The 12,246-nt window shown below is 70.4% G+C and carries 14 protein-coding genes; 6 read left to right on the top strand and 8 right to left on the bottom strand.

Annotated elements, in window-relative coordinates; genetic code table 11:
* Nucleotides 1–58: 58 nt before the first annotated feature.
* The 4 genes from ACWGIG_RS29970 to ACWGIG_RS29955 form a co-directional block, all read right to left on the bottom strand.
* Nucleotides 59–1,159: a chaplin family protein gene (locus tag ACWGIG_RS29970; RefSeq protein WP_453324821.1), complete on the bottom strand. Its 1,101-nt coding sequence runs from the start codon at nucleotides 1,157–1,159 to the stop codon at nucleotides 59–61.
* 144 nt (nucleotides 1,160–1,303) lie between these two features.
* Nucleotides 1,304–1,537 carry a chaplin gene (locus ACWGIG_RS29965; protein ID WP_453324820.1) on the bottom strand — a complete coding sequence of 78 codons (234 nt, stop codon included), beginning with the start codon at nucleotides 1,535–1,537 and terminating at the stop codon, nucleotides 1,304–1,306.
* 196 nt (nucleotides 1,538–1,733) lie between these two features.
* On the bottom strand, nucleotides 1,734–1,913 hold the full coding sequence (locus tag ACWGIG_RS29960; RefSeq protein ID WP_453324819.1) for a hypothetical protein: 180 nt from the start codon (nucleotides 1,911–1,913) through the stop codon (nucleotides 1,734–1,736).
* Between the two features lie 59 nt (nucleotides 1,914–1,972).
* The gene (locus tag ACWGIG_RS29955) at nucleotides 1,973–2,242 is read right to left on the bottom strand and encodes a hypothetical protein (protein WP_453324818.1); all 270 of its coding nucleotides are present in this window, start codon (nucleotides 2,240–2,242) and stop codon (nucleotides 1,973–1,975) included.
* A gap of 274 nt (nucleotides 2,243–2,516) precedes the next feature.
* On the opposite strand from ACWGIG_RS29955, the gene ACWGIG_RS29950 reads away from it, so the two are divergent.
* The gene (locus tag ACWGIG_RS29950; RefSeq protein ID WP_453324817.1) at nucleotides 2,517–2,885 is read left to right on the top strand and encodes a hypothetical protein; all 369 of its coding nucleotides are present in this window, start codon (nucleotides 2,517–2,519) and stop codon (nucleotides 2,883–2,885) included.
* Between the two features lie 95 nt (nucleotides 2,886–2,980).
* Here ACWGIG_RS29950 and ACWGIG_RS29945 read toward each other — a convergent pair whose 3' ends face one another.
* Nucleotides 2,981–5,257, bottom strand: coding sequence for a DPP IV N-terminal domain-containing protein (locus tag ACWGIG_RS29945; RefSeq protein WP_453324816.1), 2,277 nt, complete (start codon nucleotides 5,255–5,257; stop codon nucleotides 2,981–2,983).
* A gap of 207 nt (nucleotides 5,258–5,464) precedes the next feature.
* Complete coding sequence (locus tag ACWGIG_RS29940; RefSeq protein WP_453324815.1) at nucleotides 5,465–6,133, bottom strand: DUF4097 family beta strand repeat-containing protein; 669 nt, start codon at nucleotides 6,131–6,133, stop codon at nucleotides 5,465–5,467.
* A gap of 240 nt (nucleotides 6,134–6,373) precedes the next feature.
* Between ACWGIG_RS29940 and ACWGIG_RS29935 the strand changes: the two genes are divergently transcribed.
* The 3 genes from ACWGIG_RS29935 (at nucleotide 6,374) to ACWGIG_RS29925 (ending at nucleotide 8,377) form a co-directional block, all read left to right on the top strand.
* Nucleotides 6,374–7,009 (top strand): helix-turn-helix domain-containing protein, encoded by a 636-nt coding sequence (locus ACWGIG_RS29935; RefSeq protein ID WP_453324814.1) that lies wholly within the window; start codon nucleotides 6,374–6,376, stop codon nucleotides 7,007–7,009.
* Between the two features lie 110 nt (nucleotides 7,010–7,119).
* Entirely contained in the window at nucleotides 7,120–7,959 is an 840-nt protein-coding gene (locus ACWGIG_RS29930; RefSeq protein ID WP_453324813.1) for a polysaccharide deacetylase family protein, read from the top strand.
* A 151-nt stretch (nucleotides 7,960–8,110) separates the two neighbouring features.
* Nucleotides 8,111–8,377: a hypothetical protein gene (locus ACWGIG_RS29925; protein WP_453324812.1), complete on the top strand. Its 267-nt coding sequence runs from the start codon at nucleotides 8,111–8,113 to the stop codon at nucleotides 8,375–8,377.
* A 606-nt stretch (nucleotides 8,378–8,983) separates the two neighbouring features.
* Here ACWGIG_RS29925 and ACWGIG_RS29920 read toward each other — a convergent pair.
* On the bottom strand, nucleotides 8,984–9,403 hold the full coding sequence (locus ACWGIG_RS29920) for a MarR family winged helix-turn-helix transcriptional regulator (RefSeq protein ID WP_453324811.1): 420 nt from the start codon (nucleotides 9,401–9,403) through the stop codon (nucleotides 8,984–8,986).
* A 57-nt stretch (nucleotides 9,404–9,460) separates the two neighbouring features.
* Here ACWGIG_RS29920 and ACWGIG_RS29915 point away from each other — a divergent pair, with 57 nt between their 5' ends.
* Together ACWGIG_RS29915 and ACWGIG_RS29910 are read left to right on the top strand one after the other, a co-directional pair.
* On the top strand, nucleotides 9,461–10,000 hold the full coding sequence (locus tag ACWGIG_RS29915) for a DUF6790 family protein (protein ID WP_453324810.1): 540 nt from the start codon (nucleotides 9,461–9,463) through the stop codon (nucleotides 9,998–10,000).
* Between the two features lie 8 nt (nucleotides 10,001–10,008).
* A complete protein-coding gene (locus ACWGIG_RS29910) occupies nucleotides 10,009–10,719 on the top strand; it encodes a TMEM175 family protein (protein ID WP_453324809.1) in 711 nt (236 codons plus the stop codon).
* A gap of 145 nt (nucleotides 10,720–10,864) precedes the next feature.
* On the opposite strand, the gene ACWGIG_RS29905 is transcribed toward ACWGIG_RS29910, so the two are convergent.
* On the bottom strand, nucleotides 10,865–11,518 hold the full coding sequence (locus ACWGIG_RS29905) for an esterase/lipase family protein (protein WP_453324822.1): 654 nt from the start codon (nucleotides 11,516–11,518) through the stop codon (nucleotides 10,865–10,867).
* Nucleotides 11,519–12,246 lie beyond the last annotated feature (728 nt).

Here is a 12,246-nt window from a genome sequence, read left to right as displayed (position 1 = left end):
ACAGTGTCCTCAAGGACCTGCCCCGCTGGGGCGGCAACGGCCGCCCGGAACCTCAGGGTCAGCGCTGTGCGGCGCGACCGCGGCGGGCCAGGAACGCGCCGGCGGGGAGCAGCGCCGCGCCCAGCGCAGCAGCGTTTCCGGGCTCACCGACACCGGTGGACGCCATGCGCGGCTTACCACCGGTGGGCTTGCCCGGGGCAGTGGGCTTGCTGGGAGCGGTGGGCTTGCTCGGAGCCGCGGGCTTGCTCGGAGTGGTGGGCTTGCTCGGGACGGTGGGCTTGACGGGCGGCTTGACGACCGGGGGCTTGACGACCGGCGGCTCGTCGGCCGGGGGCTCGTCGGCGGGCGGCTCGTCCGCGGGCGGCTCGTCCGCGGGCGGCTCGTCGGCCGGGGGCTCATCCGCCGGGGGCTCGTCGGCGGGCGGCTCGTCCGCGGGCGGCTCGTCGGCCGGGGGCTCATCCGCCGGGGGCTCGTCGGCGGGCGGCTCATCAGCCGGCGGCTCGTCGGCCGGCGGGGTCGGCATGGCCGGCCCGTTGGAGCACTCGTTGCCGAATGCCGGGTTCAGGAGCGCCGCGGCGTTGGCCGTGTTGCCGCAGACGTTGACCGGGACGTGTACCGGAACCTGAGCGTTGTTGCCGGACACGACGCCCGGGGAGTTGGTCACCTTCGAGTCGGCCGAGGCCCCGTTGTTCGTGCCCGTACCCGTGCCTGTGCCCGGCGCCTTCCCGGAGACGTTCGCGCACTCGTTGCCGAACGCCGGGTTCAGCAGCGCTGCCGCGTTGACCGTGTTGCCGCAGACGTTGACCGGGACGTGTACCGGAACCTGAGCGTTGTTGCCGGACACGACGCCCGGGGAGTTGGCCACCTTCGAGTCGGCGGTGGCCCCGCTGGCCTTGCCCGTACCCGGCGCCTTCTTGGAGACGTTCGCGCACTTGTTGCCGAATGCCGGGTTCAGCAGACCGATCACATTGACCGTGTTGCCGCAGAGGTTCACCGGGACGTGCACCGGAACCTGAGCGCTGTTGCCAGAGCCGACGCCCGGCGAGTTCGCGGCCGTCCCCTCTGCCACCGCGTCCGCGTGGGCGGCGCCCGCGGTCATGGAGAGCACCCCCGAGACTGCTGCTGTGACCAGCACGCTCTTACGCAATACCTGTCGCACTTCGCCGTTCCCTGTCTTTCATGATTGCGGGGTGAGCCGATTGCTCACCCACACGCGAGGAGGCGTTGAACGGCCAACCCCTGAATGCAATACATGAATTCAGGGACTGGCCGGGTCCGAACACACGAGGGTTCGGATTCAGAACTACTTGTTGATGCAGGTGTTGCCGAACGCCGGGTTCAGCAGGGCGATCAGGTTCACGCTGTTGCCGCAGAGGTTCACGGGCACGTGCACCGGAACCTGGATGTTGTTGCCCGAGAGCACGCCCGGGGAGTTCATGACCTTGGACTCGGCCTCGGCGTCCGCCATGGCGGGGGAGGCCGCACCGAGGGTCATCAGCGTGCCGGCGACGACTGCGGCGATCTTCATGGACTTCATTTTGTGACCTTTCTTTGGGCGGCACCGTGAACAGTCACGCATTTCGTGCTGCACGAGTTGATTTCGCATTCCCGTAGCACCGCTTTCGCTATCCGTAACGAGGTGGCGTCATCGAGGAAACTCACTTGATTCCGCGAGTTTTTTCTGTCACCCGAAAGGCCTATAGCGAGAAGCCGTGAGAAGTGATCTGCGACGCTTATCGGGAAGCCAGGGGTGCGGGCTCCAGGACACGGTCGGCGCCCTGGAAACTCCCCTTCGAGACCTCCGGAACCGTCAGGGGCAGTACGGACGGCAGTTCGTCCGCCGAAGCGGCAACGGCCGGAGCAGCGAGCGCGGCGACAGCCGCGGCGGCGAGGATCAGCGCGTGCTTCTTCATGGACTGTCAACGGCGGGCGCACCGGAGAGTCACGCCCACCCCACCCCGCCGCGCTGCGGTCAGCTGCCGACGGGGAGGCCACCGAGCAGGCCACCAGGGAGGCCACCGGGGAGGCCACCGGGAGCGGCGGACTTCGCGGATGCGCCCGCCTTGGTCAGTTCCCCGACCAGAGGGAGGCCACCCAAAGGATCACCGGCCGGTGCCGCAGCGGCCGGGCCCGGCTTCGGAGCGGCTTCGGGAGCAGCAGCCTGAGCAGTCCCAGCAGCGGCGAGCGCCGTGCCCGAGGCGAGAACGGCAAGGGCGGCGGCAGTGGCCTTGTGATGGCGCATGGTTCTCCTGCTGAGTGCGTTTCGGCTGGACGCAGGCGCAACGAGCCGCACCGCACGGAAGTCACGCGCCCGCCCCGCCCGTCAGTCGCACACCGGCCCCGCCCCGGAAGAGCGTTCGGCCGCCGGGCCCCGCCGGAGGACGGAGTGCGTCAATAGGGTGATCTGCGGTCCGGTCACGTCTCCATTGGCGAGGGCACGCGTTCTCCAGAGGTGAAACGACAGCGGCCACTTCGGCGGCGTGTCGTCCCGTCACCGCCCACAGACAGGACCCCTCGTGAAGTACATGCAGGCCACCGCCGCCCTTGCCGGAACGTTCGTTGCCCTGGGCTCGGCCACCCCGGCGTTCGCCCACCACGACGGTGACCACGCCATGCCGGGATCCGAGCAGGTCGCAGCGGCCCAGTCGCGGGCCGACGCCGTCAACGCCCAGCAGTTGCAGCAGCTGACGGACATCGCCAACCCGCCGAAGTTCCTGGCCGGCATCAAGTCCCGGGTGGACGACCTGCAGCTCAAGGAGGAAGCCGCAGCGCGCCGGGTGCACCCGGGCGGCCCCGGCGCCGTCCCCGCCCCCGGAGCCCTGCTCGGCGGGCTTACCGCAGGCGGCGGCCCCGTTGGCGTTCCGGTCGCCGACCTGCTGGGCTGACCCGCACACCCCCCACCGACCTCACACCTCGGCCCTCCCCGCGCTGCCCGCCCGGAACCGCGGCACCGTCAGCCCCCGGCGTGGTGGTGTCGTGTTCAGGCGAACATCTCGGCGAGCAGCTCCGGGCCGACGGCGATCGGCGCGGGGCGGTGGGCGGGCGGCTGCGTGCCCGTCAGCTCGCGCACCAGGAAGTCCCAGCAGCGGGTGCGTACGTAGGCCAGGCAGTCGATGAACGTGTGCTCGGCCCCCGGTACGACGAGCAGCTCGAAGTCGTTGTTCGCGGCGACGAGCCGGTCGGCCAGGCGCAGCGTCTGGCTCGGGTGCACCTGGTCGTCCATCTCGCCGTGGACGAGCAGCAGTTTGCCCGCGAGCCGGTCCGCGAGGTCCAGGCTGGAGGTACGGTCCCAGGCCTCGGGGCTGTCGGCGCCGTCGTAGGTCTCCACGAAGCCCGGATTGAAGGTGCGGGCGTCGTGCGACCCGGAGAGGGCGACCCCGGCCTTGTACGTGTCGGGGAACTCCAGCATCGCCCGCGCTGCGGCGTATCCGCCTCCGGAGTGGCCGAACACGCCCACCCGGTCCAGGTCCATCCACGGCCTGCTCGCGGCGAGTTGCCGCAGCGCCGCGACGTGGTCGGCCAGGCCGCCCGCGTCGGCCAGGCGTCCCCAGGAGGCGTCGTGGAAGGCCTTGTTCCGTCCCGGGGTGCCCCGCCCGTCCAGGGCCACGACCACGAAGCCGAGCGCCGCGAGGGGTTCCGCGTCGAGGCCCATGCCGCCCGGGTCGAAGCACGGGGCGACGCGGTTGACCTGCGGGCCGGGGTAGACGTGGTCCACCACGGGGTAATGCCGGGAGGCGTCGAACCCGCGCGGCCGGTACAGCACCCCGTAGATGTCCGTCTCCCCGTCGGCCGCCTTCACACAGAACCGCTCCGGCGCCGTCCAGCCGGTCGCGGTGAGTTTGCTGATGTCGGCACGCTCCAGCTCGACCAGGACCTGCCCCGTCCAGTCGACGACACGCGACACCGGCGGCGTGTCGACGGTGGAGGCGGAGTCGAGGAAGTACCCCTGGTCCGCCGCCACGGTGACGACGTGGTCCTGGTCGTCGTCGGTGACCCTGGCGAAGCCGGAGCCGTCCAGCGAGATGCGGCACACCGTGCGCCGGTAGGGATCCTCGTCGATGAGCCCGGTGGCGGTGAAGTACACCACCCGCTCGGCCTCGTCGACGCGCAGTATCTCCCGTACCCCCCACTGCCCGGAGGTGACCTGCCCGAGCAGCGCGCCGGTGCGCAGGTCGTACCGGTAGAGGTGGCCCCAGCCGTCCCGCTGCGAGTACCACAGCACCTCGCCGGCCAGCACCCGCACGAGCGGCGGCTCGAACAGCCACTGGTTGGGCTCCACCCGGGTCTCCCCGGTCTCGCTGAGCACTTCGGTCACCTCACCGGTGGCCGGGTCCAGCCGGCGCAGAGCGAGGGTGTGCAGGCCGCGGGAGCGGTCGAGGTAGTACACCGCCGAGCCGTCCGGGGCCCACCACGCCCACTTGCTCATGACCGGCGACAGGTGCGGCATGAGCAGCGGCTCGGCCTGCGCGCGGACCACGGTGCCCGCGGCGACGTCCAGTACGACGAGTTCGGCCAGCGGCAGGTGCGCGTCCCCGGGGTGGGCGTACCGCTGGGTGTGCAGTTGGGGCGCGCCGCCGCCGGCGGGCGCGGCCTCCACGAGGTGGGCCGGGCGGACATTGCGTTCATCGGTGCGGTGCGTGAGTACCCTCGTCGAGTCGGGCGACCAGGCGATCGCGGGCGGCATGTGGGGCAGGCCGATCTTGCGCAGCAGGGTGCTGTTGCCCGTGGAGGCGGGGCCGGTGCCGTACTGGTGGTCGCTCCCGCCGTCGGTGGTCAGCGCCCACTCGCGGCCGTCGGAGAGTGAGCGCGCCCACAGGTCGGGGCCCCGCCGGGACACCGCGAACTTCCCGTCGGGCGAGGGCACTTCCAGCGGGTTGCCGGGCGGCGTGAACTCGGCCCGCTCACAGGTGTAGTCGTCCAGGCGGCAGCGCCAGTACTCGCCGTACGCGTCGAACTCGACGGCGTCCGGGGCCAGTTGGATGCCAGTGAACGGCAGGGCCTCGGGGTCGGCCTGCTGCCCGGAGGCGGCGGCCAGCGCGGCGGCGACCCGGGTGTGGTCGAAGGCCGGCTCGCGGGTGCCCGCCGCCGGGTCGACCAGGACGAACCGCTTGCCGGCGCCGTTGCTCACCGCGTACCAGAAGCGGGCGCCTTGGTCGATCCACTGGGGCCTGACCTTGTCGCCGACGACGAGCTCGCCGGGGCGGGCGGGCCGGCGCAGGAGCTGCTCGGCGGCCTGGTAGTCCTCAGTAGTGGTCATTCTCTGGGTCCTTCCTCGATATCAGTGTTGCGCATGGTGATGAAGTTGCCTGGGGGCAGCGGAGTTGACGGTGTTGCGCGCGATCTCCGCTGCCGTTTCCGGGCGTACGGGGCTGCGGTGCCGGCCCGGCTGCCGGGCTGCGCGTCCGGCCTTCCCGAACACCGCGTTTCAGGAGGTTCTCCAGGGCTTCGGGCCTGGGGGTGCAGGTCAGAGGCTGCGGGCGGTGATGTTGCCGTACGAGGTGGTCGCCCGGATGTTCAGGCCGGCGGTGGCGCCGTCGGTGTTGTTGAGGGTGTTGTGGATGCGGCCGTAGGCGGTGCCGGCGTCGAGGGTGGCGGAGACGCCTCGGGCGGCGCCGATGGTGATCTCGCCGGCCTCGGTGCGCAGTACGACCTCGCCGTGGACGGCCTCGTTGATGCGGAGGTTGCCCTTCTGGGTGCTGATCCGGGCGGGGCCGCCGAGGCGGCCGACCTGGATGTCGCCGGCCTGGAGGGTGAGCTCGGCGCCGTCGGTCTCGTCGAGCTTGACGGAGCCGTGCGCGCTCTCGTAGGTGACGGTGCCGAGGCGTCCGACGCCCCGGAACTCGGCGGTGGCCGTCTTCGCCTCGACGCGGGAGCCGGCGGGCAGTTGGACGGTGACCTCGACGGATCCGGGGTGGCCGAAGGTCTGGTTCTTCGCGGCCGGGTTCTCGATCCGCAGGACGCCGTCGCGGTACTCGACCGTGGTCTGCTCCGCCGCCTTGGCGTCTCGGCTCTTCGAGGCGCTCGAGGGGAGGACCTCGACCGTGGTGTCGGCCCGGTCGGTGGCGATGAGGCGGATGCTCCCGGCGGGGATGTCGAGGACGGCACTGACGGGGGCGGTGGTGGTGAACTGCATGATGTTTTCCTTCGGCTCGTTGTTTCCGATGACAGAAACGCTACGTTGCCTTCATGAAACTGGCAACTCTGTCGTTGCATCAAGTTGCCATCTATGCAGGTCAGTACGGAAATTTCGTTGCAATGTCCTTGGTGTCTAATGCAACGTCAGCCGCCCGTTCGTTGCAATGCGTTGAGAGTGAACGCTAAGCTCGGGCCGCCCGGGACGACCACGGGGAACGAAAACGTGTAGGAGAACGCGATGCCGGGCGGCAGGCTCACCCAGCAGGAACGTCAGCAGATCGCGTGGGGACCGGCCGACGGCCTCGCCTACGCGGAGATCGCCCGGCGTCTCGACCGCCCGACCTCCACGATCACCCGCGAGGTCATGCGCAACGGCGGCCCCACCGCCTACCGCGCCGACCTGGCCCACCGCGCCACCGAACGCCGTACTCAGCGACGCAGGCAGACCGCGCCCCGGGGACCGGAGACATCGCCGCAGCCCCACGGAACCCTCACCGACTCCGGCAGCCTCGCTGCGTCCGAACTCGCCCGGCATTTCGAGGTCGGTCCGGCGTCCGTCTCCAAGGTGGTCGCGTTCCTCGACAGTCAGGGCCTCGTACGCAGAGAACGCGGCGAACGCCGCCGCGAGCGCTACGTCGTCGTCGACGACATCTGGTACCAGGCGATGATGGCCGGCGCCCGCTCCACCGCCCAACTGGTCGAGAACGCACGGCAGGGAGTTGGCATCCTCGGCCCCGGCACCCCGGCCGCTGCCCGCCTGGAGAGCATCGTCCGCTTCCTCGACTACGTCTCCGAGAGCTTCACCCGCGCCGCGGAACAGGTCCGCGAGTTCCTCCACACGAAATCCGAATCGGCCCCGGACAGCACTGCCTGAGCCGTACTCGGATCGTGGACGGGCCGCGGGCGAGGGGAATACCCGTGTGCGAGGTCGGAGTTGGTCGGAACACGACGATCAAGTTCCCGGCACTCGACGAAAGAGCCTCCATGCCGCTCGACCTGCCCGAAGGCAAGCGTCTCGCCGTCAGTATCAGCGTCGACTTCGACGCACAGTGTGCGCCCGACGGGGACATCTCCAAGCTCAGCCCCGCGTTTCTCTCGCGCGGCGAATTCGACGTCGAGGTGGGCACCCCGCGCCTGCTCGCGCTGTTCGAGAAGCACCGGATACCGACGACCTGGTGCACACCCGGGCATACGTTGATCACGTTCCCGGACAGCATCCGGTCGGTGCTCGACCACGGGCACGAGATCGCCGCGCACGGCGCGTACCACGAGTCGGTGCCCTCGCTCACGGAGCAGGAGGAACGGCGGCTGATGGAGTGGCAGCTCGGCCGGCACGAGAAGATCGTCGGCCGGCGCCCCCGCGGATACCGCTCACCTGCCTGGGACTTCTCCCACTCCACACTCGGCATCCTTGAGGAGTTCGGCTTCGCCTGGGACAGCTCGTTGATGGGCCGCGACTTCGTCCCGTACCGGCCGCGCCCCGTCGTGGTCCACCGAGAGGAACCTCACGCGTTCGGCCCGCCCAGCCCGGTGCTCGAACTGCCCGTGTCCTGGCGCCTGGACGACGTCCCCGCACTCGACCACGTCCCCGGCCTGCTCGCCGGGCTCATGTCGACCGAGGGGGCCTTCGCGCGCTGGCGGGACACCTTCGACTACGCCTACGAGAACGAGCCCGACGGCGTCGTGATCCTCACCGTGCACGGCATCGTGAGCGGGCGGGCACACGTGATCATGATGCTGGAACGCTTCGTCCGCCACGCCCGTCGGCACGACGACGTGTGGTTCGCGACGCTGAGCGAGATCCACGACCGCTGGAGCGACTGAGCGCTTGAGCCGGGTGGTTGCCAGAAGCCGGCAGTAGGGCCCGCTCCACCCCGTTGCCGGGGGCTCGTCGGAGTGCCCGAGTTCGCCGCCGCATGATCGGCTGTCCGCACGGAAGTCCGCGACGGGATTCGCGTGGCGGAAGGTGGACAGAGTGAGAGTCCGAAGCGGGTACTGGGCATGGATCGTGGGCGTGGTGCAGTTCTTCGCCGTCCACTGGATCGCCGGGTCGGCCTGGGCCGGACCGTACGGCTGGGCGTGGAACAGCATCAGCGACCTGGGCAACGCTCTGTGCGCCCTGCATCCGGAGCCCGAGCCGCAGTACATCTGCTCACCCGGGCACGCTCTGATGCATGGTTCGTTCGTCGTCCTGGGGGCGCTGCTCGTTGTCGGCGCCGCCCTGACCGGTGGTGTCCTGTGACGCAGCGGCCGGGCCGCTGCCACGGCCCGCCTGCTGATCGCTGCTGCCGGCGTGGGATTCGTACGGGCCGGGCTGGCTCCCGCCGGACGTCAACGAGAACCAGCACGTCCTGGGTGCCCTCCTCATCATGGCCGCGGGCAACACCGGTCTCGCCCTGGCGGGGTTCGGCCTGGCAGAACGTCTACCGGCCTGTCTGCGGTGGGGCACCGGCCTGCTGGGAGTCACCGCGCTCGTCGCCTTCGGGCTGTTCCTCCCCCACCACTGCCTCGGCCTCGGCATGGGAGGCATGGAACGGGTCGCCGCTCTCCCTCTCCTGTTCTGGGCGCTGGCTGTCGGTGTGCGTGGTGTCACCCGGCGGGCAGGTCGTCCGTCGCGTTCAACGGTGCGGCGTCCTGGCCGGATCCGTAATAGGCGATCGGGACGGAACGGCTCAGCCGCGCCGTCTGAGAGCTCTGGCCAGGTCCGAGGAGAGCGGGGCACAGGGGCGCAGCACATGGGTGGGGCCTGGAGGCTGCTGTCTCCGGGCCCCACGCGTGTGGGGCCCCGCGACGGAGGCACACCGCGACCTGCCCCTGCCCTTGCCCCCTCCCTGCCCCTGCCTCGGTCTCAGTCGGATGCGAGGATCTCGGCCAGCCGGCGGGTGTCCTCAAGGTAGCGCTCGTAGGGGAAACCGGCTGCGACGAGCCCGGCCCGGAATTCGTCGCCGAGCGGTTTCCCGGCGGTGTGGAAGGCATTCCGGCCGGCCTCGGTGAGACGGACCAGCCGTCGCCGCGCGTGTTCGGGGTCGACGGTGATCTGCACCAGGCCGTCCGCTTCGAGCGGTCGTAGCGCCCGGCTGATCGCCGGGTCGGACACCGACAGCGCCTGCGCGAGCTGGTGCTGCGTCACCGGCTCGATGTCCTCCAGCGTGCCCAGGAGGCGTATCTGGCTGTAGGTCGGGCCGCCGGGGTCGTCGGTGCGCCGCCGGGCGGCTTCGCCCAGCAGCATGACCACGCGGTGCAGTGCGTCTGCGAGTCCGTCATCCACGGCTACCACTGTACCCGACCGTTGACGGGTTAATATTAACCAGTTAAGAATGGAGGCATGGACAACTTCTCCTACCTCGCCCAGTCCGCCTTCCCCCTGGTCTGGATCCTGGTGCCGGCCATCGGGGCCTTCGTACGGACCCGCCGCGCCCGGTCGCCCCAGCAGGCGCTGGAAACCTGGCAGCGCTGGTGGGCCATCGGCGCCTTCGGCTGCGGCAGCCTGTGGATGACGGTCGCGTTCCTCGCCTTCCCGGATGTCATGGCCACGGCAATCGGCTTCGACCGGACGCCCTTCATGTTCGAGATCGCCTTCGCCAACCTCGGACTGGCCGTCATGGGCTTCCGGGCCGCCTCGGCATCCGCGCGGGAACGCATCACCATCGGGATCGGCGGCGGGATGTTCCTCTGGGGAGCCCTGGCCGGCCACCTCTACCAGTGGTTCGCAGGCGGTGACCACGTCCCCGGCAACACCGGCGGAGTCCTCGTCAACGACCTCCTGATCCCGGCAGTCATGATCATCCTGGCCGTACGGTCCCGGCGCCTGGCGGCCACGCCCCGGCCGCCCGCGGAAACCGTCGCCCGAACCGCAGGGAGCTGATCCCCACCATGACGACCCGTACCAGCCACAAACCCGACAACGAACCCGACGGACTGGACGGACTCGGCGGGCCCGACGCGACCGACGCGATCGACGAGTCCGACGCGACCGGCGAGGCACGAACGCTCGCCACCCAGCGGCTGATCGCGCTCGTCGACGCAGCGATCCCGATCGCACTCACCCTGCTGGCACTGGACCTCCCCGTCCCCACCGGCGACACCACCGGCGCCATGCTGAGCTCGGTGTCGGCCCACAGCAAGGAGTACCTGGCCTTCGCACTCAGCTTCGCGGTCATCGCCGCCCACTGGCGCGCCCACCACGAGATCTTCCGACACGTCCGCTCGCTGAACAGCCGCCTGACAAGCCTCACCCTGGCCTGGCTGTTCCTGCAGGTCCTGATGCCGTTCGCGACCCGGGTGATCACCGCCGACGGCGCCTTCCCACCCCGGTTCACCCTGTACGCGATCGTGCAGGTCCTGGCGTCCGCGTCGTTCGCGCTGATCATCCGGGAGATCCGACGCGCACACCTGTACCGCACGGACGTCCCGCCCCGGGAGTTCGCCGAGAGCCTGGTGCGCAGCACCTGCCTGGCCGCGGTGTTCGGGGCGTCCGTCCCCGTCTCGTTCCTGACCATGAGCTCCGACGCGTACCTGTGCTGGCTCGCGGCGCCGGTCGTGCTCGCCGTGGCCCGCCGCGTCCAGGACCGCGCCGTCCGGTGACGGACCGGGACCGTCCGCCGGACCCAAGAGCGGTGTACGCCTCCGGTGCAGCGGCCACGCGGACTTCCGTACACCGCGCTCGCGCCGCCCTTCGCCGCGGGACTTCAACAAGATCGTTTTACGAGCCTTACGAGTCTTACGAGCTCTACGAGCGGAGGGTGGCGCGGACTCCCCGGGAGACGGTGTCGTCGCCCAGGAGTGCGTTGTGGTCGAGGCAGCCGGCGGCGGTGTTGACGGCACCGGTCATCGGCACGCTGCTGTCGGGGTTGATGACCTCGTCGCAGTCCGACCACCAGGTGGCGTAGCGCACGGCCTCGGGTGTCTCGTCGCCCTCCGCGAGCCGCTTCTGTACGTAGGAGCCGGGAGTCATGTCGCGGCACGCCTGGTCCCACAGGGTACAGGCCCACGCGGTGCTGGTGCCGTGGTTGGGGCCGGCAAGGGAAACCCAGTGCGCCACGGACGACTGGCCGGCGGGGTCGAACTTCGTGTACCAGCGGGTGACGAGGCTGCCGAAGGAGTGGGCCACGAGATCGACGCGGCCCGCTCCGGTCTGCCGCTTGACGTTCTCGACGTACGCGGCGAGTTCGCCGGCCAGGACTTCGTTGACCGACCGATGGGTGTCGTAACCGAAGGAGAAGAGCTCGGCCTCGGTGTACCCGTCAGCCTTGAAGTCCTCACGCAGGCCGCCCCAAACACCGGGGTCGGCGTTGTAACCATGGACCAAGACCACCGGGATACGGGCGGAATCCGTGCCCCGCGCGGGCGCCTGCGCATGCACGGTGGCAGCCGGCAGGAACAACAACAGGGATACGACGACGGCCAGCAGCGGAACGGCGCTCCTGCCGCCGAGCTGGGAGCCAGGCTTCAACACACTTCCCCCTACGACCTGTTACGCCCGAGTAGTCAGGAGCATGGTGGGGCCTGCAGGCACGGATGAACAGCCCCGTGCACCCACACCGCCGGGCAGGGTTCCGCACCCCTGGGGCGAGCCGCCCGGCCCGTGCCCGCCTTGGGGCGGCAGGGACGGGCGCCCGGGTTCGCTCGCCCGTGACCAGCTGTGGTGGGCTCGGTGGTTGGTTCGTCGGCGGGGGGAGGTCGGACCTACCACGGAACCCACCCTGGGTGTGTTGTGGAGGTGGTCAGGGGGTTCGTCGGGGTGGCCTGTGTGTCTGCTGTGCGTGGTATCTGTCCTGTACTGGTGCGGGGCTGTTGGCGGGTGGGGCCGGGGGGTCTGCCGGAGGTGGACCGGTCGGCGCCGCCCGGGACGGCTGTCCGGTGGCCATTGTGCGGTGGCTACTGGCCGTGGTGGCCGCTGGCCGGTGGCCGGTTGTGGTGGCCGTGGGGCGGCGACCGGGGGTGGCCGGTGTTGCCGCCGGTCGCCGCCACCGGGCCAGGTGCGGTGAGTCCGTGGTTGGTTCGTCAGTCGGCGGGGGAGCGCCGGACCCACCACGGAACCAACCACAGGGTGTGCCCGACCAACCATGAAGCCGACCACGGGTGTGCTGGGAAGTCGGGTCGCCCCGGGGG

This window comes from Streptomyces sp. NPDC054863 (assembly GCF_053610825.1).
Note: the sequence above shows the minus strand (reverse complement) of the source record. Positions and strands in the feature narration are given on the sequence as shown.